Below are 22022 nucleotides of genomic sequence, written 5' to 3' on the forward strand. Positions count from 1 at the left end.
TCATCATGCTGGCGGGGGCCCTGTCGATCTTCACGCTGCCGGTCGAGCAGTACCCGCAGATCGCGCCGCCCACGGTGCAGATCACGACCAGCTATCCCGGCGCCTCGGCGACCACCGTGCAGGACACGGTGGTCCAGGTCATCGAGCAATCGATGAGCGGGCTCGACCACCTGCTGTACCTGTCCTCGGCCAGCGATGACACCGGCCAGTCGACCACCACGCTGACCTTCGCGCCCGGCACCAATCCGGACATCGCGGAGGTGCAGGTGCAGAACAAGCTGCAGCTGGCCACGCCGCTGTTGCCGGCGCAGGTGCAGCAGACCGGCGTGCGCATCACCAAGTCCAGCAGCTCGACGCTGCTGGTGGCGGCCTTCGTGTCGACGGACGGCAGCATGAACAAGTTCGACATTGCCAACTACATCGTCTCGCATGTCCAGGACCCGGTCAGCCGGCTCGACGGCGTGGGCAACCTCAACGTGTTCGGCACGCAGTACGCGATCCGGATCTGGCTGGACCCGCAGAAGCTCTACAGCTACGCGCTCACGCCGGTAGACGTGACCACGGCCGTGACCAACCAGAACGTGCAGGTCTCCGGCGGCCAGCTGGGCGGGGCGCCTGCCGTGGGCAACCAGCAGCTCACCGCCACCATCACGGCCGCGACGCTGCTGCGCACGCCGGAGGACTTCGGCGCGATCCTGCTGAAGGTGCTGCCGGACGGCTCGCAGGTGCGCCTGCGGGATGTCTCGCGCATCGACCTGGGTGCCGAGAACTTCGCCGTCGACACCCACTACAACGGCAAGCCGGCCGCCGGCATCGCGGTGCAGCTGTCCACCGGCGGCAATGCGCTGGCGACGGCGAAGGCGGTGCGCGGCAGCATCGAGGAGCTCTCGAAGTACTTCCCGCCCGGGCTGAAGGTGGTGTACCCGAACGACTCGACGCCCTTCATCCGCGAGTCGATCAAGGAAGTCGTGAAGACCCTGTTCGAAGGCATCGCACTGGTGTTCCTGGTGATGCTGCTGTTCCTGCAGAACATCCGCGCCACCCTCATACCCACCATCGCGGTGCCGGTGGTGCTGCTGGGCACCTTCGGCGTGATGGCGGCGCTGGGCTTCACCATCAACACGCTGTCGATGTTCGGCCTGGTGCTGGCGATCGGCCTGCTGGTGGACGACGCGATCGTCGTGGTGGAGAACGTCGAGCGCGTCATGGAGGAAGAAGGCCTGTCGGCGGCCGACGCGACCCGCAAGGCGATGCAGCAGATCTCCGGCGCGCTGGTCGGCGTGGCGATGGTGCTGTGCGCCGTGTTCGTGCCGGTGGCGTTCTCGGGCGGCACGGTGGGCGCGATCTACCGGCAGTTCTCGCTCACGATCGTCTCGGCGATGCTGCTGTCGGTGTTCGTCGCGCTGACGCTCACGCCGGCGCTGTGCGCGCTGATCCTGAAGCCCGCCGACCGGGAATCGGGCACGCCGAAGACGGGCTTCTTCGGCTGGTTCAACCGCCAGTTCGACAGCTCGCGCGACGGCTATGTGCACGGCGTGCGCCACGTGATCGGCCGCGCCGGGCGCTGGTTCGTGATCTATGCGGCGATCATCGCCGCGGTGGGGTGGATGTTCGTCCACCTGCCGACCTCCTTCCTGCCGACGGAGGACCAGGGCTTCCTCTACATCCAGGTGCAGACGCCGCCCGGCGCGAGCATGGAACGAACGGGCGGCGTGCTCGAGACCATCAGCGACTACCTGGCGAAGGACGAGGCCGACACCGTCCAGGCCAGCTTCCAGGTGAACGGCTTCAACTTCGCCGGCCGCGGCCAGAACCAGGGCCTGGTGTATGTGCAGCTGAAGGACTTTCACGAGCGCACGCGGCCCGAGCTCAGCGCCAACGCCCTGACTGCGCGCCTGACCAAGCGCTTCGCGCCGTTCAAGGACGCGGTGATCATCCCGATCAACCCGCCCGCGATCCAGGGGCTGGGCACGGCGGACGGCTTCGACTTCGAACTGGAGGACCGCGGCGGCGTCGGCCACGAGAAGCTGATGCAGGCACTCGACAAGCTGCTGGACCTCGCCCGCCACGACCCGGACCTTGCGCTGGTGCGTCAAAACGGGCTGGCCGACAACCCGACCTTCAAGGTCGAGGCGGACCGCGAGAAGGCCAGCGCCCTGGGCGTTGCCATCGCCGATTCCGACCAGGCCTTCTCGATCGCCTGGGGGGCGCGCTACGTCAACAACTTCCTCGACACCGATGGCCGCATCAAGAAGGTGTACGTGCAGGCCGACGCGCCGTACCGCATGAACCCGGAGGACCTGGACCGCCTCTACGTGCGCAACGCGCAGGGTGGCATGACGCCGTACTCGGCCTTCGCGAAGGGCTCGTGGAGCTGGGGACCGCCGCAACTGCAGCGCTACAACGGCGTGCCCGCGATCGAGATCCAGGGGCAGGCCGCGCCGGGCCGCAGCACCGGCCAGGCCATCGCCGCGATGGAGCGCCTGATGAAGCAGATGCCGCCCGGCGTCGGCTTCGAATGGACCGGCATCTCTCTGCAGCAACAGCAGTCGGGCTCGCAGGCGCCGTACTTCTATGCGCTGTCGATCCTGGTGGTGTTCCTCTGCCTTGCCGCGCTGTACGAGAGCTGGGCGATCCCGCTGTCCGTCATTCTGGTCATCCCGCTCGGCGTGCTGGGTGCGCTGGCCGCGACCACCCTGTGCGGCCTGTCCAACGACGTCTATTTCCAGGTCGGCCTGCTCACGACCATCGGGCTGTCGGCGAAGAACGCCATCCTGATCGTGGAGTTCGCACGCGACCTGCAGGCCGAGGGGCGCAGCGCGCTGGATGCGGCCATCGAGGCGGCGCACATGCGCTTGCGGCCGATCGTCATGACCTCGCTGGCCTTCGGGCTGGGCGTGCTGCCGCTGGCGCTCGCCCGGGGCGCCGGCTCGGCCAGCCAGAACGCGATCGGGGTCGGCGTGATTGGCGGCGTGACCGCGGCGACCTTCCTCGCCATCTTCATGATCCCGATGTTCTACGTCGTGGTCGCGGGCCGGCTGGCGCGGACGAAGCCGGCGCCAGCGCCGCAACTGCCGGCCGGGGCCGCGAACGCCGGCGCGAACACCAACGCCAACGCAACTCTCGAAGGAGCTTGACATGCGCACCCTCCCGCTCTGCGCCCTCGCGGCAGCCGCCGCCATCGCCGCGGCCGGCTGTTCGCTGCAGCCGCTCTATCAGCGACCCGCCGCGCCGGTCGCCGCCGCCTATCCCCTGGTCGAGGGCCAGGGAACAGCGGCGAATGCCGGGGCAGGGCAGTTGCCCGCCACGGACATCGGCTGGCATGACTTCCTCGCCGATGCGCGCCTGCAGCGCCTGGTGGAGATCGCGCTGCAGAACAACCGCGATCTGCGCGTCGCGATGCTGAACGTGAAGCAGGTGCGCGCGCAGTACGGCGTCCAGCGCGCGGCCCTGTTCCCGCAGGTCTCGGCCGGCGTGCAAGGCGCGCAGTCGCGCACCCCGGGCAGCCTGGAGCCGAGCGGCAACACGCTGCTGACGCATTCGAAGACAGTGGCGCTGTCGGCAGCCTGGGAAGTCGATTTCTTCGGCCGCTTGCAGAGCCTCAGCGACGCGGCCTTCGAGCAATACATGGCCAGCGCGCACGCGCGCCAGGCCGCCGAGATCCTGCTGGTGTCGGAGGTCGCCGACCAGTACCTCGCGACCCTCGCCAGCGACGAACAACTGGCCGTCACGCGCGCCACGCTGGAGGCCGTCACGAGTTCCCTGGCGATCGTGCAGCGCCGCTTCGACGTCGGTACCGCGTCGGATCTCGACCTGAGCCAGGCGCAGACGCTGGTCGACCAGGCCCGCGTCAACGAGGCCGCGCAACTGCGCCTGCGCGCGCAGGCCGGGAACGCGCTGGTGCTGCTGATCGGCGAGCCCCTGCCGGAGAACCTTCCGGCCCCGGTGCGGCTGAGCGAGCAGGCCATCCGCGACGACGTGCCGGCCGGCCTGCCCTCCGACCTGCTCACACGACGCCCTGACATCCTGCAGGCTGAAGCGCAGTTGCGTTCGGAGAATGCGGACATCGGCGCCGCCCGCGCGGCCTTCTTTCCGCGCATCACGCTGACCGGCGCGTTCGGCTCGGCCAGCCCGACGCTGGGCGGACTGTTCGGCGCCGGTTCCAGCGCATGGTCCTTCGCCCCCTCGCTGGTGCTGCCGATCTTCGATGCCGGCACCAATCGCGCCAATCTGGACATCGCGCAGGTGCGCAAGGACATCGGCATCGCGCAGTACGAGAAGGCAATACAGACGGCGTTCCGCGAGGTGTCCGACGGCCTCGCCGCACGCAGCACCTACGACGACCAGTTGGCCGCGGCGCGGCGCTTCACAGACGAGGAAGGCCGGCGGCTGCGCATCTCGCAACTGCGCTACGAGAGCGGGGTGGACGGGTACCTGAACGTGCTGACGGCGCAGACCGACCTGTACAACGCCCAGCAGGCGCTGGTGACGGTGCGGCTGGACCGCCTGGAAAGCCTGGTCGACCTGTACCGGGCGCTGGGTGGCGGGTGGCTCCGGGACACCGGCGAGACGCCGCGCGTGGCGGGCGATCTCGGCTGATCAACGTTCCGGATGCGGGATCGGGCTGCCGAACGCAGAGGTCGCAAAGGTTTCGCAAAGGTTTCGCAGAGGTCGCAAAAGGGATGCCAAAAACTTTCTTTTGAATTCCTCTGCGACCTCTGCGTAACTTTGTCTTTCTTCTGCGTTCGGCTGTTCGAGTTCAGCCGCGCGCGCTCGACACTGGCAGCACCACGTGGACATCGCGCCTCGCGCGGGAATTTCTACGGCGCGCCGGGCCGTTTCACGTGCGATCGAAGATCCGCGCGAGGCTCTCGGCCAGCTCCCGCAGCGCCAGCGGCTTGCGCATGAGCGCCACCACGCCGACGTCGCGCGCACGCTGCTCCAGCGCCGCGTCGACGTTGCCGCTGACCAGCAGCACCGGCAGCCCAGGCCGCACCGCGAGCAGCCGCCGCGCCAGCTCGCTGCCGGCGAGTCCCGGCAGCATCTCGTCGGTGAGCACCGCATCGAAACGCTGTGGGTCTTCCATGAAGGCGTCCAGCGCACGCTCGGACGATTCGAAGCCGACCGGCTCGTAGCCCAGTTCAGCCAGCAGTTCCTCGGCCAGTTCGACCAGCGGCCGTTCGTCGTCCACCACCATCACCACCTGGCCCTGGCCGAGCGGCCAGCCGGGCTCGGGGCGCTGCGGCAGACTTTCGAATTCACCGGAAACCGGCAGCCAGATGGCCACCCGGGTGCCGTGGCCCGGCTGGCTCTCGATGTCGATCGCCCCGCCCAGATCGGCCACGATGCCGTGCACCATCGACAGCCCGAGCCCCGTGCCTTCGCCGACCTTCTTGGTCGTGAAGAAGGGATCGAAGGCGCGCTGGAGCACTTCGGCCGACATGCCGCGCCCGGTGTCCGACACCGTCAGGCGCACATAGGCCCCCGCGGCGAGTTCGCCATGCAGCAGCGGGCGCCGCGTGCCGGACTGCACGCGGTCCAGGCCGACATCGATGACGCCGGCATCGCCGATCGCCTGGGCGGCGTTGGTGCACAGGTTCATGACGACCTGGTAGAGCTGGGTGCCGTCGCCCAGCACCGCCGCCGTGCCGGCCTCCAGGCGCGCGTCGAAGCGGATGCCTTCGGGCAGCGTCGGGCGCAGCATCGCCATGGCCTCTTCCGCGACCGCCTGGATCGGCACCGGCACGCGCTCGGCGAAGCCGCTGCGGCTGAAGTCGAGAATCCGGCGCACCAGCACGCGCGCCCGCGCGCCGGCCTGCATGACACGGTCGATGTGGCGGCGCATGTCGGTGCCCGGCACGGCGTGCTGCTGGGCCATCTCGCCGAAGCCGAGGATCGCGCCGAGGATGTTGTTGAAGTCGTGGGCGATGCCGCCGGCCAGCGTGCCCAGCGACTCCAGCCGATGGGCCTTCTGCAGCCGGGCCTGCAGCGCGGCCTTCTCGGCTTCACCGGCCTCCAGCCGCCGCAGTTGGCGCAGCAGGCCTGCGATGGTCAGCACCACCAGCGCGGTCAGCAGCAGCGTGCGGATGACGGCGCTGCGCACCTCGTCGTGCCAGGGGCGCAGGGCGTTGTCCTCGTCGCGCGTGATCGTCAGCGTCAGCGGCCGGTGGCCGACGCCCACGGCCGCCAGCAGCTTGGCCCGGCCGTCGGCCGGACTGACCGCGCGATCGACCAGCGGGTCGCCCTTGAAAGCGGGCAGTTCGGGGAAGCGCTGGCTGGTGTCGCGCCCGGGGATCTCGGGCTGCCGCACCACCAGCGTGCCGTCGTCGAGCGTCAGGATCAGGGCGCTGCCTTCCCCGAGTTCGATCGCCGAATAGGCCGCCTGGATCGCCTGCAGCGTGACGGTGGCGGCCACCACGCCGTCGAAGGTGCCATCCGGTTTGTTCAGTCGGCGCGACACCACCAGCGCCGCCACTCGCTCGGTGCGCGTGACCACCGGATCGTTGATGAACAGCCCGCCCGACATCCGGTCGCGCTGGTTCCGGAAATAGGGCCGGTCGGAGACATCGGCCAGCGGCTCACCCGTGATGCGCGACCGATGCAGCTGCATGCCCTGCGCGTTGACGATCGAGAGCACGCTCACCTGCGAGACGCCGACCACGCGCGACGCCAGGGCTTCGGAGATCGCCTCCGGCGCAAGCACGCGGCCGCTGCTCTCCCACCACACGCTGGTGTCGCGCAACAGCACGTCGACGGCCTGCAATGTCCGGGCGCCTTGCTCGGCCAGCGCCTTGGCCAGGTTGCCGAGTTCGCGTTCGTTGGCGAGCATGATCTGCTGGTGCAGCCGCCAGCCGTCGTACACCGCCGAGCCGGTGAAGACGGTGACCAGCACGATGCCCGCGGCAATGATGCGCTGCCGGAGCCGTTCACCCGATGTCATGGCATGAAGCTAGAAGGCAGCCGCCACGGCGCCGAGCATCTCCTCCCGGCTGCACGGCTTGGCCAGCAATCGGCTGACGCCGAGCGCACGGGCCACGACGGAATCGCCGCCGAGGCTGCGACCGACCTGGGTCGACATGCCGATGACCGAGGAACGCGGGTAGATGGTGTGCGCCGCCTGCACCGCGCGGGCGGTCTCGCCGCTGGACGAGCGCGGATAGGGAAGGTCGAGGATGACCAGGTCGACCGTGGCGTCAGGCGCAGGGTCGAGCCGACGCAGCGAGCAGACGTCGTGCCCCTCGCTGGCCAGCCATTCGGAGATCAGCATGCGCATCGCTCCATCTTCCTCGATAACCATGATCTTCGACATCAAATCGGTCCCTGTCCTGCGCCGGGCGGAGTTGCCCGTGCAGTACCGATTGGAGCCGTTGCCGATGCCGACGCAATGTCGTATCCGGTTTCACTTGTAATCCGGCCGTAGGCTCCCGTAGCATCAATGGGTCTACGCTTCGAAGCCATGCAAACCGCTTCACCCCACATCCTCGTCGTCGATGACGATCCGGCGCTGCGAGAGCTGTTGTCGGACTACCTGGCGGAGAACGAATTCCAGGTGACCGCCGTCGCGAGCGGGATCGAGATGAACGCCGTGCTGCAGGAGAACGTGATCGACCTGGTCATGCTCGACCTGCGGCTGGGCGGCGAGGACGGCATGCAGCTGGCGCGCACCCTGCGCGACACCAGCGAGGTGCCGGTCATCATCGTCACCGGCAAGCAGGACGAGGCCGATCGGGTCATGGGCCTGGAGATCGCCGCCGACGACTACGTCACAAAGCCCTTCAGCAACCGCGAGATGCTGGCGCGGATTCGCGCCGTGCTGCGCCGCTACCAGGCCAGAGCCGACGCCGCTCCCCAGGGACACAGCACCAAGCGCCGGGCCTATCGCTTCTCCGGATGGGAACTCAACTTGCTGGCACGGCGCCTGACCTCGCCGGAAGGCAAGCGCGTCGAACTCAGCAACGGGGAATTCAACCTGCTGCTGGCCCTGTGCGAGCAACCGCAACGCGTGTTGTCGCGCGACCAGTTGCTGGAGCTGTCGCGCCTGCATGGCGCCGAGGTGTACGACCGCTCGATCGATGTGCAGATCCTGCGGCTGCGCCGCAAGATCGAGGTCGATGCCTCGGCACCAAAGATGATCCGAACCGAGCGCGGGGCCGGCTACGTGTTCGAGCAGCAGGTCCAGGTGGTGCACTGAGCAAGTCCGCCGCGCGGCGTATTGCAGCTGAAACCGCCCGCATTTCGATTGGATTCGACCACCGGCCCGCGTGCAACGCGCGGGCAATGGCAGTGAGGGATCTTGGAGCCTGCCGGTTCGAGGCCAGTGCATTCCGCGCTGCGGGGCTGGCGCAGGAGCACTCCAATGATCAATCGACGCAATTTTTCCGCAATCCTGGCCGGCGCCGGCGCTTCGCTGGTGGCGGCAACCTCGATGGCCCAGTCCATTCCCGGTCCCGCACCACGGCGCAGCGCCGCCAACGTGCGAGTTCGCAACGTGGTTCTCGTTCATGGCGCCTATGCCGACGGTTCCTGCTGGCTCGATGTCATCGGCCGCCTGCAGGCCGCAGGACTGCGTGCCACGGCGGTGCAGAACCCCCTGACCTCGCTCGACGATGACGTCCAGGCCACGCGCCGCATCCTCGATCTGCAGGACGGACCGACCGTGCTGGTCGGCCACTCGTGGGCCGGCATGGTCATCAGCGAGGCAGGGGTCCACGAGAAGGTGTCCGGCCTGGTCTATGTCTCGGCCCGGGCGCCCGATGCAGGCGAGGACTTCGGCGCGCTCGCCGCCAAGTTTCCCAAGCCACCGGCCAGCGCCGGGCTGGTCACGTCCGGCGGCTTTGCGCAACTGAGCGAAGAGGCCTTCCTGCGCGACTTCGCGGGCGACATCGACCCCGTCAAGGCGCGTGTGCTCTACGCCGTGCAGGGCCGCGTGGCATCGACGCTGTTCAACGGCCGCACGACGGTGGCTGCGTGGCGCAGCAAGCCGTCGTGGTACCAGGTCTCCAGCAACGACCGCACGATCAATCCGGACCTGGAGCGCTTCCTGGCCCAGCGCATGAAGGCCAGGACCATCGAGCTGCCGTCGAGCCACCTGGGCCTCATCTCGCATCCGGACGAGATCACCGACCTCATCCTCGAGGCGGCGGCCCACGGCTGAACCGGGGCAGGAACTGCAGTGTTTCAAAAGCAATCTGATCCGTTTCATGCGCATTGCACAGCCTCCGCGATGCAATCCGGCCGCAACCGCCGGAATCGACAGTAGAGGCACCGAAGCAGACGCAAGTCGCCAGGTAATTCAAAGAGGTCGCCGGATGCGTGTCTGTCGGCGTTGCCTCTCTCCTTCATCCAGACGCGCGAAGGAAATCATCATGAAGCAATTCAAGGCAACCATGGCCGCTCTGGCCGCCGTCCTCGCCCTGTCCGCCACCGCGGTCTCGGCCCAAGGTTTGACCCGCGCAGAAGTGCAGGCGCAACTCAAGGCCGCGGAGGCCAGCGGGGAACTGCAGGCGCTCACCAGCGAGGACAGCGGTTCGGCCTATCTCGCTTCCCACTTCCACTCGACCGAACCCCGCAGTGAAGTGAAGGCGGAAGTCAAGGAGGCCCGTGCAGACGGCACGCTGAACGCGCTGGATGGCACCGACAGCGGTTCGTTCTATCTCTCACGCCACGAGGTGCTGGACACGCCGCGCGCGGAAGTGAAGTCCGAGTTGGCGGCGGCCGAGAAGAACGGCACGCTCGACCAGCTGTATGGCGAGGACAGCGGCTCCTTCGAGTTGGCCGCCCATCGGAACCAGGCCAGCACCCGCGCGGCTGTCGCGTCGAATTGAGCCGCGGCGCGAGTCCGGCGCATCGGGTCACCGAATGCGCCGGCTCCTCCTGCCGATGCCGCTGGATCGATGCATCCAGCGGGCCCTACACATGTCGCGCGCTGACTTCGCAAGGTCAGCGCGCGCGTCCGCGTTCAGGTCGGCAGCCTGTCGAAGTCAGTTGGAACCTGACAAACAATTCAAGTCACCGGTGCCGGATTGAACAACACCAGCGCGTTGTGCAGCTTCCAGTGCTCGGCCCATGTCTTCTTGCGACCGCTGGCCACGTCGAGCATCAGCTGGAACATCTCCCAGCCCACGTCCGCGATGGTCTTCTCGCCCGTGGCGATGGTGCCCGCGTTGATGTCCATCAAGTCGTGCCAGCGGCGCGCCAGGTCCGCGCGCGTGGCCACCTTGATGACGGGCACTTCGGCGAGGCCGTAGGGCGTGCCGCGACCCGTGGTGAACACATGCAGGTTCATGCCTGCGGCGAGTTGCAGCGTGCCGCAGATGAAGTCGCTCGCCGGCGTGGCTGCGTAGATCAGCCCCTTCTGCTTCACCTTCTCGCCCGGCGAGATCACGCCCGAGATCGGCGAACTCCCCGACTTCACGATCGAGCCCATCGCCTTCTCCACGATGTTCGACAGCCCGCCCTTCTTGTTGCCCGGCGTCGTGTTGGCGCTGCGGTCCACGCGCCCCTTGTCCAGGTAGGCGTCGTACCAGGCCATCTCGCGGATCATCGCCTCGGCCACTTCGGGCGTCGTGGCGCGCGAGGTCAACTGGTCGATGCCATCGCGCACTTCGGTCACTTCCGAGAACATCACGGTGGCGCCCGCGCGCACCAGCAGGTCGGTGCAGTAGCCCACCGCCGGGTTGGCCGTGACACCGGAGAACGCATCGCTGCCGCCGCACTGCACGCCCACCACCAGTTCGCTCGCGGGCACGGTCTCGCGCCGACGCGCGTTCAGGCGCTCCAGGTGTTCTTCCGCCTGCCGCATGATCGACTCGACCATCGACATGAAGCCCACGTGCGCATCGTCCTGGAGGCAGACCACGTCGAGCTTGGCATCGGCGCTGGAGCCGACATCGGCCACGTTGCGCTCGTCGATCAACGGAATGGTGCCCGGTGGCATCAGGCGTTCGGGCTGCAGCTTCTCGCAGCCCAGGCTCACCAGCATCACCTCGCCGCCGAAGTTGGGGTTCAGGCTGATGTTGCGCAGCGTGCGGATCGGGATGATCGCGTCGGGCGCATCGATGGCTACGCCGCAGCCGTAGGTGTGCTCCAGCGCGACGACATCGTCGACGTTGGGGTACTTGGGCAGCAACTCGGCCTTGATGCGCGAGACGGCGAAGTCAGTGACGCCGGCCACGCACTGCACGGTCTGCGTGATGGCCAGGATGTTGCGGGTGCCCACCGAGCCGTCGAGGTTGCGGTAGCCCTCGAAGGTGTAGCCCTCCAGCGGCGGTTGGGGCTCGGGCTTGATGGTGGCGATGGGCAGGCCGACCAACTCGCGTGCGGGCGGCATCTTCAGGAGGCGCTCATGCACCCACGTGCCCGCGGGCAGCGGCTTGAGCGCATAGCCGATGACCACGTTGTAGCGGCGCACCTCGCCGCCCTCGGGAATGTCGACCAGCGCGACCTTGTGCGCCTGCGGCACCTTGTCCACCAGCGTGAGGCCCGAGGGGAACACCGTGCCGGCGGGCAGCCCGCCGTCGTTGGCCACGATCGCGACGTTGTCGGCATCGTGCATCGTGATGTACAGGGGCGCCATTGGCAGTGTTTCGCTTTTCATGTGGGACTCCGATGATTCATTCAGTTCGTCAGTGCTTGAGCTCGATGCGCTTGATGTCCTTCACGATCACCAGGTACGCGAAGACCGTCACCAGCGCATTCAATCCCACGAACACCAGCGCCCCGGCAAACGACCCGGTCGCAGCCAGGATGTAGCCAATGACGATCGGCGTCACGATACCCGCCACGGCGCCAAAGGTGTTGAAGATGCTGCCGGCCAGGCCGATCACTTCCTTGGGTGCCACGTCGGCCATGACCGCCCAGCCCAGTGCGCCGAAGCCCTTGCCGAAGAAGGCGAGCGCCATGAGGCCCACGATCATCCAGTCGGCCGAGACGTAGTTGCACAGGATCATGGTCATCGACATCACCATGCCGACGACGATGGGCGTCTTGCGCGCCGCGGTGGCGGTGAAGCCCTTGCGCATCATCCAGTCCGACACCACGCCGCCGAGCACGCCGCCGACGAAGCCGCAGATGGCCGGCAGCGACACCATGAAGCCGGCCTGCATGATCGTCATGTGGCGTTCCTGGACCAGGTACACCGGGAACCAGGTCAGGAAGAAGTAGGTCAGCACGTTGATCGAGAACTGGCCGATGTACACGCCCAGCAGCATGCGGTTGGTCAGCAACTGCTTCACGTAGAAGGCCGTCTGGCCCTTCGGCAAGGCGGTGGCGGTGGGGCCGCCGCGCTCGCCCATGTGAATCAGCCCGCCGCCGGCCTCGATGTGGTCGAGTTCCGCCTTGTTGACCGAGGGATGCCTGGCCGGGCTGTGGATGAGGAACCACCACGCGATCGCCAGCGCCACGCCCAATGCGCCCATGAACAGGTAGACGTAGTGCCAGCCGAGCCAATGCGTCACCGCCGCCATGATCGGCGTGAAGACCACCGCCGCGAAGTACTGCGCCGCGTTGAAGATGGCAGAGGCGGTGCCGCGCTCCTTGGTCGGGAACCAGCTCGCGACCACCTTGGCATTGGCCGGGAAAGCGGGCGCTTCCGCCATGCCGACAAAGAAGCGCATCACGAACAGCGTCGTCACCGCCAGCGCCGCACTGGTCGCCACGCCGATCGACGCCTGCATCAGCGTGAACACAGACCAGAAGAAGATGCTCGCCGCGTAGACCTTGCGCGCGCCGAAGCGGTCCAGCAGCCAGCCGCCCGGCATCTGCGAGAGCACGTAGGCCCAGCTGAAGGCCGAGAAGATGTAGCCCATCTGGATCGTGTCGAAGCCGAACTCCTGGCGCATCGCCGGGCCGGTGATCGACAGGGTGGCGCGGTCGGCGTAGTTCACCGTGGTCACGATGAAGATCATCAGCAGCACCCAGTAGCGCACGCGCGTGGGTTTGCTTGCTTCCGCAGTGCTGGGCATGGCGTCGGGCGAGTCTTTGAGGGTGAGTGTCTGGTTCATCGATGTCTCCGTGGGCTTGGGTCGGGCCGGCGTTTGCTGCTTCATGTGCAGGGACGCCGACGCTTCTCGTTCAGCAGGTGCTTCGGTTCACTTGGCCACGGCGACTGCCGGCTGCCAGCGCGGTTCGGGCACCCGGTCGCCGCTTCGGGCCAGCAGGCACACGACCACGGCTGCGGCGATGTCGAACACCGCCAGCACCACGAACAGCGGGCTGTAACCCACTTGCGTGACGAGCACGCCGAACAGTGCGGTGAACGCCGCGGCGCCCAGGTAGCCCGCCATGCCGCCCATGCCGGTGGCCGTGGCGACTTCGTTCTTGCCGAACATGTCCGAGGTGATGGAGTACAGGGCGCCCGACAGCGTCTGGTGCGCAAAGCCACCCACGCACAGCAGCGCAATCGCGACGTACGGGCTGGCGACGAAGCCGACGCAGGCCGGACCGACCATGCACAGGGCGCCGAAGACGAACACCATCTTGCGTGACGTGAACAGCGAGACCTTGGCGTACTTGTGGAAGAGCGGGCTCAGGTAGCCGCCGAGCACGCAGCCGATGTCCGCTGCCAGGAAGGGCATCCACGCGAACATGGCGACTTCCTTCAGGTTCATGTGCCGCTCGGTCATCATGTAGAGCGGGATCCAGGCATTGAAGGTCTGCCATGCCGGCTCGGACAGGATGCGGGGGATGCCGATGGCCCAGAAGTCGCGGCTGCGGATCATCTCGGTCCACTTGCGCTTGGCTGCGCCGGCGTTGGCGTACTTCGCCTCCTGGCCGGACAGGATGTAGTCACGCTCCTTGTCGGTCAGGGCCTGATGATCCTTCGGGTGGCGATAGAACAGCATCCACAGTGCACTCCACACGATGCCCAGCGCGCCGACGATCAGGAAGGCCCATTGCCATTGCCCATGCATCAGGGCCCAGACCACCAGCGGCGGTGCCAGCAAGGCGCCGACCGACGAGCCAATGTTGAACCAGCCGATCGCCACCGAGCGCTCCTTGGCTGGGAACCACTCCGTCGTGGACTTGACGCCGGCCGGGATGCCGGCCGCTTCGGTCAGCCCCAACACGCCGCGGAAGAAGGCGAGGCTTTGCCAACCGGTGGACCATGCCGCCGCGGCGCAGGCCAGCGACCAGAGCAGCGCAAAGATGCCGAAGCCGATCTTGGTGCCGATCGCGTCGAGCAGGTAGCCGGCGACAGGCTGCATGAACGCGTAGCAGAGCTGCCATGCGACCACGATGTGCGAGTACTGCTCCACCGTGATGTTGAGGTCCTTCATCAGCGTCGGTGCTGCCACCGACAGCGTGTTGCGCGCGAGGTAATTGACGATGAGGCCGGCCGAAACCAGACCGACCATCCACCAGCGCAAGCCTTTGATCTTCATCGTGATGTCTCCTGTTGTGTATGAATCCGGGAGTTCAGGAAAAGGGAGCGTCAGGCGGCGACGGCCACGGGCCGCTGCGCCGCGATGTCATCCCGCGAGTAATCGATGCCGACGAAGCTGCCGCCCTGGAAGCGTTGGCCCAGGGCGTCGAGTGGGTTCGGCCGGACCAGCACCTCGGCGGCGAAGGCTTCCGCGTCCTGCGTCGGCTTGAAGCCCAGCCGTTCGGCGCCGCTGTTGTCCCACCAGCTGCGCTTGTTCGCCGACACGCCCCATACGACCAGGAAGCCCACGTCCTCGGCTTCGATGCAGCGGTCGACGAAATGCAGCAGGTCGTCGTGGCCGAACCAAGTGCTCAGGTGACGGGGCTCTGTCGGCCGCTCGATGCAGCTGCCGATGCGCACGCAGATGCTCTCGATGGCGTGCTTGTCCCAGTACATGCGCGCCAGGCCTTCGCCCCACAACTTGCTCAGGCCGTAGAAGCCGTCGGGGCGCAGCGCGCAATCGAGGTCGAGCTTGTCGGTGACCGGGTACATGCCGATCGCGTGGTTGGAGCTGGCGAAGACGATGCGGCGCACGCCGTTGCGCCGTGCGCCTTCGTAGACCTCGACCAGCGCGCGCAGGTTGTTCTCGATGATCTCGGGCAGGGGCTTCTCGACGCTCGTGCCGGCCAGGTGGATCAGCACGTCGACGCCCTGGAGCAGCCGGTCGACCACGGCGCTGTCGCGCAGGTCGCCATGCATCAGGTCCTCGCCGTCGACCAGCGGTGCCAGCGGCTTGCTGCCGGCGGCGGAGCGCAGCGGGACGCCGCGCGCGATCAATGCGGTGCGCAGCACGGCGCCGAGTTGGCCGCCGGCGCCGCTGAGGGCGATCTTCTTCATGAGTTGGTCCTTTGCTGCGCCGTGGGGCGCCTGTGGTTTGTCTTGTGCTGCCAGTCAAACTGGTAACGTTGTCATTATTTGCCGCAGAGAGCAGGTCTTCCGCCAGCATTCCCATGGAGCCTGCCGTCTGATGCCTCGGTCTGCTCTGCTGGGATGTGCAAATGATATCGTTGTCATTTATGGCGTCAATCGACATTTCGTGCGGGTTTTCCCTTGGTCTCGCCGATGGTTTATGGGGAGAAGTTGCCAGGACGGACAGTCGTTGACGCCCGCCACGCAAGGCGGATTCAAGCCGCCTTTCCGGGCTATATTGCTAACGTTGTCAATCTCCAAGAGACCATGAACGCGCCCCTTCCATTCAAGCCCTCGACCCTGCATGACGTGGCACGCGAAGCAGGCGTCTCGCTGATCACCGCGTCGCGGGCCTTGAGCAATCCGGGGCTGGTGTCGGACAAGACCATCGCGCGCGTCAAGCAGGCAGTCGAGGTCACCGGCTACACCCCCAATCTCCTGGCGGGCGGCCTGAAGTCGAAGCGCAGCCTGCTGGTCGCCGCGCTGGTGCCGGCGCTCTCGGTCTCGCAATTCCTGCCGACGGTGGGCGCGCTGAACGAATCCCTGGCCGCGGCCGGTTACCAGCTCATCATCGGGCAGACCGGGTACGACACGGCGCGCGAGGAAGCCATGCTCAACACGATGATCAGCCGTCGGCCCGACGGCATCGTGGTGACGGGGCTGGTGCAATCGCAGGCTGGCCGGGATCGGCTCCAGCGCGCCGGCATTCCGGTCGTCGAGACCTGGGACTTCACGGAGCGGCCCGTGGACATGCTGGTCGGCTTCTCGCTGCTGAAAGTCGGCGGCGCGGTGGCCGGCTACTTCCTTGGCAAGGGCTGGCACAAGGTTGGCGTCGCCACGGGGAGCGATCAGCGCGCCCTGATGCGCCGCGAAGGATTCGTGGCAACCATCGGCCGGGACGTGCCGACGGCGGTGGTACCGGCGCCCAGCAACCTCGAACTGGGGCGCCGCGCGCTGGCGGAACTGCTGCAGAAGGAGCCGGCATTGCGCGCTGTCTGCTGCAGTTCAGACCAGTTGGCCCACGGCGTGTTGATCGAAGCGCAGGCACGCGGGCTGCGCGTCCCGGAGGACCTGGCCATCTGCGGTTTCGGCAATGCGGACTTCTCGGCGCATACCGTACCGTCGATCAGCACCGTGCATGTCGACGGCCCCGAGATCGGCCGGCTGGCGGCCCGCATGATCGTCGAGCGCTGCCGTGGGGAGACCGTTGCGCAGCCCGTGGTCGACATCGGCTTCCGGATCGTCGAGCGGGGCTCTACGGCGGCCGAGACGCTCGCTCTTTCGAGTTGACCGGCCCCGACTTGCAGCCGCTGGCTACAGCGACGAGCAAAGGTGCCCGCCGTCGACCGGCACGCAGGCGCCGGTCATCCACGATCCCGCGTCGGTGGCCAGCAGCAACAGCAGGCCGTTGAGATCCTCGGGCTTGCCGAGGCGGCGCATCGGGATGCGCTTGATCAGGGCCTTGCCATAGTCGGTTTCCCACATCGCGTCGGTCATCTCGGTGCCGATGTAGCCGGGTTCGATCGCATTGACGCGGATGCCGTAGCGGGCCCATTCGAGCGCCAGGCTCTTGGTCATGTGCACGACAGCCGCCTTGGACGTCGAATACGGCGTGATGCCCGGCATGACGCGCTCGCCCTGGATGGACGCGATGTTGACGATCGAGCCGCCACGGCCGGCCGCCTGCCAGCGGCGTGCTGCGCGGACCGCGACCAGCCAGACCGCGCGCACGTTGACGGCCATCAAGTCGTCGTACGCCTTCGTCGGCAAGGTGAGCGACGCGCCTTCGCCGGATACGCCAGCGTTGTTGATGACGACGTCGAGGACGTCACCCGATGCATCGATCGCGGCGAAGGCGTCGTCGATCGACTGCTCGGAGGCCGCGTCCATCTCCACGACAGTGACCTGCGGCGAGCCCAGTTGCTCCAGGTCCTTGGCCAGCGCGTCGAGCCTGCTCTTGCGCCGCGCGGCAATCACCACCTGGGCCTTGCAGCCGGCGGCCAGGCGCGCGAAGTTTTCACCGAGCCCCGACGAGGCCCCCGTCACCAGCACCCGCTTGCCGGCGAGTTTGTCGCCAAGGTTCATGAGAAGTCTCCTCTGTTGTTCGTGGCGGAAGCGCCGTGCGCTCATGTTCGCGCGCTTTGCCAGGTCACGCAATGCTGTGAAAAGACGGCGCTTCGGCACGATATGAATATTTGAACGTGCAAACGTCAGATCGAAGACGCAGGATTCCTGCGTATTGAGGCCAACACATACAAAACTTGCAAGATTGTTGCGGCGCAAATCCCTAGCATCGTGGGTATTCGATCCAACCCACATACGAGACCTCCGCATGACCGATCTTTTCGAGAACCCCATGGGCCTTCAAGGCTTCGAATTCGTTGAATTCGCCGCGCCCGTCGCCAACACCCTGGAGCCCTTTTTTGAAAAGCTCGGCTTCACCCTCGTCGCGAAGCACCGCTCCAAGGACGTGGTGCTCTACCGCCAGGGCGACATCAACTTCATCGTCAACCGCGAGCCGCACAGCCCCGCCGCCTACTTCGCGTCAGAGCACGGCCCGTCGGCCTGCGGCTTGGCCTTCCGCGTGAAGGACTCGCACAAGGCGTACGCACGCGCCCTCGAACTCGGCGCGCAGCCCATCGAGATTGCCACCGGCCCGATGGAACTTCGCCTGCCCGCCATCAAGGGCATCGGCGGTGCGCCGCTGTACCTCATCGACCGTTTCGAGGACGGCAAGTCGATCTACGACATCGACTTCGAATTCATCGAAGGCGTGGACCGCCACCCGCCGGGCCACGGCCTCAAGGTCATCGACCACCTGACCCACAACGTCTACCGCGGCCGCATGACCTTCTGGGCCAACTTCTACGAGAAGCTCTTCAACTTCCGCGAGATCCGCTACTTCGACATCCAGGGCGAATACACCGGCCTGACCTCGAAGGCGCTGACCGCACCGGACGGCAAGATCCGCATTCCGCTGAACGAGGAATCGTCGAAGGGCTCGGGCCAGATCGAAGAGTTCCTGATGAAGTTCAACGGCGAGGGCATCCAGCACATTGCGCTGTCGAGCGACAACCTCATCGATACCATCGACCAGCTCGGCCTGGCCGGCGTGCCGCTGATGACCGCGCCGAACGACATCTACTACGAGATGCTGGAAACGCGCCTGCCGGGCCACGGCGAACCCATCGGGGAACTGCAGGCAAGGGGCATTCTGCTCGACGGCACCACTGAAGGCGGCCAGCCCCGTCTGCTGCTTCAGATCTTCTCGGAGACCGCGTTCGGCGGTCCGGTGTTCTTCGAGTTCATCCAGCGCAAGGGCGACTACAGCGACGGCTTCGGCGAAGGCAACTTCAAGGCGCTGTTCCAGTCGATCGAACGCGACCAGGTGCGCCGCGGCGTGCTGCAAGCCGCTTGAGCGACCGCACGATGAAACTCTCGTCGCAAGACCTTGGCCGCCTGCTGGGCGACGTGCCGCAATGGCAGTTCAGCGAGGACCGCGGCGGCCTGATCCGTCGCGAGTTCGTCTTCGCCGACTTCCGCCAGGCCTTCGGCTTCATGACCCAGGTCGCGCTGGCGGCCGAGAAGCAGGACCATCACCCGGAGTGGTCGAACGTCTACAACCGCGTGGACATCACGTTGACCACGCACGACGTGGGCGGCCTGTCGATGCGCGACATCGAGGCCGCCTTGCAGGCCGACCGCGTCTTTGCAGCCACCGCTGCGCTGGAACACTGACATGCTCCAACAGCTTCAGACATTCGCCACCCCGCATGACGACACGGCGTTGCACGGCCTCGCAGCCGGCGAGAAGCCCGAGCGCGCCGACTGGACCATCGACCAGGGCTGGCACAACTACACCCAGGCCGAGCATGCCGTGTGGAAGACGCTGTTCGAGCGCCAGTCGAAGCTGCTGCCAGGCCGAGCCTGCGACGAGTTCGTCGCCGGCATGAAGGACCTGCCGATCGGCCCCGAGCAGATTCCCGACTTCGAACGGCTCAGCGAGGTGCTGATGAAGCGCACCGGCTGGCAGGTGGTTGCTGTGCCGGGCCTGGTGCCGGACGAGGTGTTCTTCGAGCACCTGGCGAATCGTCGCTTTCCCGCGGGGCATTTCATCCGCAAGCCGCACGAGCTCGACTACCTCGAAGAACCCGATGTGTTCCACGACGTGTTCGGGCATGTGCCGATGCTGATGAACCCGGCCATCGCCGACTACATCCAGGCCTACGGCGTGGGCGGCCTGCGGGCGCAGAAGCTCGGCGTGCTCGACAAGCTGGCGCGCGTGTACTGGTACACGGTGGAATTCGGGCTGGTGAAGCAGGCCGACGGCTTGCGCATCTACGGCGCCGGCATCGCCTCGTCGCTCACGGAGACGGTGTTCTCCCTCGACGACCCGTCCCCCAACCGCATCCGCTTCGACCTGGAGCGGGTGATGCGCACCAACTACCGCATCGACGACTTCCAGGAGAGCTACTTCGTCATCGACAACCTGGATGAGCTGCTCAAGCTTGCCGAGGTCGACTTCGCGCCGCTCTACCAGCGCATCGCCGGCCAGCGCGACTATCAGCCCGGCACGTTGCTGCCCACCGACACGCTGTTGACGCGCGGAACCGGCCGCTATCACGACGCCAAGCGAAAGCAGTCTCCCGAGGCGCAGGCGACCACGCACGCCTGAGCGCGGCGCGCGCCGTTCACCGCTGAAGTCGCGGTATCGTGCGGCATGACCGACACCGCACCTTCGACCACGACGTGGTCGCCCGACAGCTGGCGCCGCTTTCCGGTGGCGCAGATGCCGAGCTATCCGGACCCCGCGGCACTGGCATTGGCCGACAGGCAACTGGCAGCCTGGCCGCCGCTGATCTTCGGCCGCGAGGCGGCCACGCTGCGGGAACGCCTCGCGGCCGTGTCGCGCGGCAAGGCCTTCCTGCTGCAGGGCGGCGATTGCGCGGAGAGCTTCGACGAACTGAGTGCCGGCACCGTGCGCGACTCGTTCCGCGTGATCCTGCAGATGGCGGTGCTGCTGACCTTCGCGGCCTCCTGCCCGGTCGTCAAGATCGGCCGCATGGCAGGCCAATATGCCAAGCCGCGGTCGTCGGACATGGAGTCGGTGGACGGCGTGAGCCTGCCGTCCTACCGCGGCGACATCGTCAATGGCGCCGAGTTCTCGCCAGCCGCGCGCACAGCCGACCCGCAGCGCCTGCTGCGCGCCTACTCGCACTCCGCGGCCACGCTCAACCTGCTGCGCGCGATGGCCCAGGGCGGCTTCGCGGACCTGCACGAGGTGCATCGCTGGACTTCCGACTTCGTGCGCCACAGCCCGCAGGGCGAGCGCTTCGAGGCGGTGGCACAAAGCATCGAGGAGGCGCTGGCCTTCATGGAAGCCTGCGGCTTCGACGCCAGCAACTCGTCGCAGGTCAAGGAAGTGGAGTTCTACACCTCGCACGAGGCGCTGCACCTTCACTACGAAGAGGCCCTGACGCGCCGCGACGACGCCACCGGCCGCTGGTACGGCGGCTCGGCCCACATGCTCTGGCTGGGCGAACGCACGCGCTCGCTGGACGGCGCGCACGTCGAGTTCATGCGTGGCATCGACAACCCGATCGGCTGCAAGCTCGGGCCCAACGCGAAGCCCGACGACCTGCTGCGGCTGCTCGACACGCTCAATCCGCAGAACGCCGAAGGCCGCATGGTGCTCATCACGCGCATGGGCGCCGACCTGCTGGCCGGGCGCCTGCCGGCCCTGATCGCGGCAGTGCAGCGCGAACAGCGAAGCGTGGTCTGGTGCTGCGACCCGATGCACGGCAACACCGTGACCACATCGGCCGGCTACAAGACGCGCGACTTCCCGCGCATCCTGGCCGAGGTGCGCAGCTTCTTCGACGTGCATGCGGCCGCCGGCAGCTATGCGGGCGGCGTGCACTTCGAGATGACCGGCCAGGACGTCACCGAATGCACCGGCGGCGCGCAAGGCTTGACCGAGGCCGGCTTGCAGGCGCGCTACCTGAGCGCGTGCGACCCGCGGCTCAACGGGTCGCAGAGCCTGGAACTGGCGTTTCTCGTGGCCGAGATGCTGAAGGCGCGACGGCGCAGGGCTTGAGCCCGCCCGCCGGATGCGCGCCCTCGAGGCGGCCGCCCGGTTGCCGAAGCCTGCGCCAGGCGCGATGCTTCAGCGTTGCCGCAATGCCGTCCCCGACTCGATCGGCAGGCTGCCTTCGTTCTTGACCTCCCGAAGCACGATCGCCGAGCGCACGTGCGTCACGCCGGCCTGCTCGAACAGCGTGGCGTGCAGGAATTTCTCGTAGTGCTTGATGTCCGGCACCAGCACCGTGAGGATGTAGTCGGCCGGCCCGGTCGCCGCGACGCAGCGCACGATCTGCGGGCTGGCCGCCACCGCCTTCTCGAAGCCCCGCACATTCGATTCATGGTGCCGATCCAGGTTGACCTCTGTCACCGCCGCGAGGTTGAGGCCGACCTTCTCCCTGTCCACCACGACCGTGTAGCCGCGGATCACGCCCGAGGCTTCCATCTCCTTGATGCGGCGCCAGCACGGCGTGGAGGAGAGTCCTACCTTGTCGGCAATCTGCTGGACCGTCTGGCGGGCGTCGCGCTGGAGTTCGTGGAGGATCTGCAACGAGTGATTGTCGAGGGGAACGAAATCGTCATTCATGGTTTGAATCGAGAATCGTGTTCT

Annotated in this window: 18 protein-coding genes; 10 read left to right on the forward strand and 8 right to left on the reverse strand. The window is 67.0% G+C overall.

Annotated features, from left to right (window positions below; all coding sequences use genetic code 11):
* Positions 1-5: 5 nt before the first annotated feature.
* Both HCU76_RS02005 and HCU76_RS02010 read left to right on the forward strand, forming a co-directional pair.
* Positions 6-3137: an efflux RND transporter permease subunit gene (locus HCU76_RS02005; RefSeq protein ID WP_371319752.1), complete on the forward strand. Its 3132-nt coding sequence runs from the start codon at positions 6-8 to the stop codon at positions 3135-3137.
* A gap of 1 nt (position 3138) precedes the next feature.
* On the forward strand, positions 3139-4599 hold the full coding sequence (locus HCU76_RS02010; RefSeq protein WP_218508293.1) for an efflux transporter outer membrane subunit: 1461 nt from the start codon (positions 3139-3141) through the stop codon (positions 4597-4599).
* A gap of 241 nt (positions 4600-4840) precedes the next feature.
* Here HCU76_RS02010 and HCU76_RS02015 read toward each other — a convergent pair whose 3' ends face one another.
* Both HCU76_RS02015 and HCU76_RS02020 read right to left on the reverse strand, forming a co-directional pair.
* On the reverse strand, positions 4841-6940 hold the full coding sequence (locus HCU76_RS02015) for an ATP-binding protein (protein ID WP_218508294.1): 2100 nt from the start codon (positions 6938-6940) through the stop codon (positions 4841-4843).
* Positions 6941-6949: 9 nt separating this feature from the next.
* Positions 6950-7309, reverse strand: a complete 360-nt coding sequence (locus HCU76_RS02020) for a hypothetical protein (RefSeq protein WP_213955459.1) — start codon at positions 7307-7309, stop codon at positions 6950-6952.
* 147 nt (positions 7310-7456) lie between these two features.
* Here HCU76_RS02020 and HCU76_RS02025 point away from each other — a divergent pair, with 147 nt between their 5' ends.
* The 3 genes from HCU76_RS02025 (at position 7457) to HCU76_RS02035 (ending at position 9824) form a co-directional block, all read left to right on the forward strand.
* On the forward strand, positions 7457-8191 hold the full coding sequence (locus tag HCU76_RS02025; protein WP_213955460.1) for a response regulator: 735 nt from the start codon (positions 7457-7459) through the stop codon (positions 8189-8191).
* 165 nt (positions 8192-8356) lie between these two features.
* Entirely contained in the window at positions 8357-9154 is a 798-nt protein-coding gene (locus HCU76_RS02030) for an alpha/beta fold hydrolase (RefSeq protein ID WP_213955461.1), read from the forward strand.
* A 211-nt stretch (positions 9155-9365) separates the two neighbouring features.
* Positions 9366-9824, forward strand: coding sequence for a DUF4148 domain-containing protein (locus tag HCU76_RS02035; RefSeq protein WP_218508295.1), 459 nt, complete (start codon positions 9366-9368; stop codon positions 9822-9824).
* Between the two features lie 179 nt (positions 9825-10003).
* On the opposite strand, the gene garD is transcribed toward HCU76_RS02035, so the two are convergent.
* The 4 genes from garD to HCU76_RS02055 all read right to left on the reverse strand — a co-directional run bounded on the left by garD (position 10004) and on the right by HCU76_RS02055 (position 15259).
* A complete protein-coding gene (garD, locus tag HCU76_RS02040) occupies positions 10004-11596 on the reverse strand; it encodes a galactarate dehydratase (protein WP_371319739.1) in 1593 nt (530 codons plus the stop codon).
* A gap of 28 nt (positions 11597-11624) precedes the next feature.
* Complete coding sequence (locus HCU76_RS02045) at positions 11625-13001, reverse strand: MFS transporter (RefSeq protein ID WP_371319740.1); 1377 nt, start codon at positions 12999-13001, stop codon at positions 11625-11627.
* Positions 13002-13088: 87 nt separating this feature from the next.
* Entirely contained in the window at positions 13089-14381 is a 1293-nt protein-coding gene (locus HCU76_RS02050) for an MFS transporter (protein WP_218508296.1), read from the reverse strand.
* A gap of 50 nt (positions 14382-14431) precedes the next feature.
* Positions 14432-15259 carry an NAD(P)-dependent oxidoreductase gene (locus tag HCU76_RS02055; RefSeq protein WP_218508297.1) on the reverse strand — a complete coding sequence of 276 codons (828 nt, stop codon included), beginning with the start codon at positions 15257-15259 and terminating at the stop codon, positions 14432-14434.
* A 339-nt stretch (positions 15260-15598) separates the two neighbouring features.
* Between HCU76_RS02055 and HCU76_RS02060 the strand changes: the two genes are divergently transcribed.
* A complete protein-coding gene (locus HCU76_RS02060) occupies positions 15599-16621 on the forward strand; it encodes a LacI family DNA-binding transcriptional regulator (RefSeq protein WP_213957905.1) in 1023 nt (340 codons plus the stop codon).
* A 24-nt stretch (positions 16622-16645) separates the two neighbouring features.
* Here HCU76_RS02060 and HCU76_RS02065 read toward each other — a convergent pair whose 3' ends face one another.
* On the reverse strand, positions 16646-17416 hold the full coding sequence (locus HCU76_RS02065) for an SDR family NAD(P)-dependent oxidoreductase (protein ID WP_213957904.1): 771 nt from the start codon (positions 17414-17416) through the stop codon (positions 16646-16648).
* A 247-nt stretch (positions 17417-17663) separates the two neighbouring features.
* Here HCU76_RS02065 and hppD point away from each other — a divergent pair, with 247 nt between their 5' ends.
* The 4 genes from hppD to HCU76_RS02085 are packed head-to-tail and all read left to right on the forward strand — an operon-like array spanning position 17664 to position 21428.
* Positions 17664-18749, forward strand: coding sequence for a 4-hydroxyphenylpyruvate dioxygenase (gene hppD, locus HCU76_RS02070; RefSeq protein ID WP_213957903.1), 1086 nt, complete (start codon positions 17664-17666; stop codon positions 18747-18749).
* An 11-nt stretch (positions 18750-18760) separates the two neighbouring features.
* Positions 18761-19069 (forward strand): 4a-hydroxytetrahydrobiopterin dehydratase, encoded by a 309-nt coding sequence (locus HCU76_RS02075; RefSeq protein WP_218508298.1) that lies wholly within the window; start codon positions 18761-18763, stop codon positions 19067-19069.
* A gap of 1 nt (position 19070) precedes the next feature.
* Complete coding sequence (gene phhA / locus HCU76_RS02080; RefSeq protein ID WP_218508299.1) at positions 19071-20006, forward strand: phenylalanine 4-monooxygenase; 936 nt, start codon at positions 19071-19073, stop codon at positions 20004-20006.
* Positions 20007-20051: 45 nt separating this feature from the next.
* The gene (locus HCU76_RS02085) at positions 20052-21428 is read left to right on the forward strand and encodes a class II 3-deoxy-7-phosphoheptulonate synthase (RefSeq protein WP_218508300.1); all 1377 of its coding nucleotides are present in this window, start codon (positions 20052-20054) and stop codon (positions 21426-21428) included.
* 69 nt (positions 21429-21497) lie between these two features.
* On the opposite strand, the gene HCU76_RS02090 is transcribed toward HCU76_RS02085, so the two are convergent.
* On the reverse strand, positions 21498-21998 hold the full coding sequence (locus HCU76_RS02090) for an Lrp/AsnC family transcriptional regulator (protein ID WP_218508301.1): 501 nt from the start codon (positions 21996-21998) through the stop codon (positions 21498-21500).
* Positions 21999-22022 lie beyond the last annotated feature (24 nt).

It is taken from the genome of Variovorax sp. dw_308 (genome assembly GCF_019207085.1).
Classification (GTDB): domain Bacteria; phylum Pseudomonadota; class Gammaproteobacteria; order Burkholderiales; family Burkholderiaceae_C; genus Variovorax.

Bases quoted from the DNA above. Each gene is read 5' to 3' on its own strand.
- HCU76_RS02025 (WP_213955460.1), top strand. From the start codon at position 7,457: ATGCAAACCGCTTCACCCCACATCCTCGTCGTCGATGACGATCCGGCG.
- HCU76_RS02065 (WP_213957904.1), bottom strand. From the start codon at position 17,416: ATGAACCTTGGCGACAAACTCGCCGGCAAGCGGGTGCTGGTGACGGGG.
- phhA (WP_218508299.1), top strand. From the start codon at position 19,071: ATGCTCCAACAGCTTCAGACATTCGCCACCCCGCATGACGACACGGCG.
- garD (WP_371319739.1), bottom strand. From the start codon at position 11,596: ATGAAAAGCGAAACACTGCCAATGGCGCCCCTGTACATCACGATGCAC.
- HCU76_RS02030 (WP_213955461.1), top strand. From the start codon at position 8,357: ATGATCAATCGACGCAATTTTTCCGCAATCCTGGCCGGCGCCGGCGCT.
- hppD (WP_213957903.1), top strand. From the start codon at position 17,664: ATGACCGATCTTTTCGAGAACCCCATGGGCCTTCAAGGCTTCGAATTC.
- HCU76_RS02010 (WP_218508293.1), top strand. From the start codon at position 3,139: ATGCGCACCCTCCCGCTCTGCGCCCTCGCGGCAGCCGCCGCCATCGCC.
- HCU76_RS02085 (WP_218508300.1), top strand. From the start codon at position 20,052: ATGACCGACACCGCACCTTCGACCACGACGTGGTCGCCCGACAGCTGG.
- HCU76_RS02055 (WP_218508297.1), bottom strand. From the start codon at position 15,259: ATGAAGAAGATCGCCCTCAGCGGCGCCGGCGGCCAACTCGGCGCCGTG.
- HCU76_RS02060 (WP_213957905.1), top strand. From the start codon at position 15,599: ATGAACGCGCCCCTTCCATTCAAGCCCTCGACCCTGCATGACGTGGCA.
- HCU76_RS02075 (WP_218508298.1), top strand. From the start codon at position 18,761: ATGAAACTCTCGTCGCAAGACCTTGGCCGCCTGCTGGGCGACGTGCCG.
- HCU76_RS02050 (WP_218508296.1), bottom strand. From the start codon at position 14,381: ATGAAGATCAAAGGCTTGCGCTGGTGGATGGTCGGTCTGGTTTCGGCC.
- HCU76_RS02090 (WP_218508301.1), bottom strand. From the start codon at position 21,998: ATGAATGACGATTTCGTTCCCCTCGACAATCACTCGTTGCAGATCCTC.
- HCU76_RS02015 (WP_218508294.1), bottom strand. From the start codon at position 6,940: ATGACATCGGGTGAACGGCTCCGGCAGCGCATCATTGCCGCGGGCATC.
- HCU76_RS02035 (WP_218508295.1), top strand. From the start codon at position 9,366: ATGAAGCAATTCAAGGCAACCATGGCCGCTCTGGCCGCCGTCCTCGCC.
- HCU76_RS02005 (WP_371319752.1), top strand. From the start codon at position 6: ATGCTGGCGGGGGCCCTGTCGATCTTCACGCTGCCGGTCGAGCAGTAC.
- HCU76_RS02020 (WP_213955459.1), bottom strand. From the start codon at position 7,309: ATGTCGAAGATCATGGTTATCGAGGAAGATGGAGCGATGCGCATGCTG.
- HCU76_RS02045 (WP_371319740.1), bottom strand. From the start codon at position 13,001: ATGAACCAGACACTCACCCTCAAAGACTCGCCCGACGCCATGCCCAGC.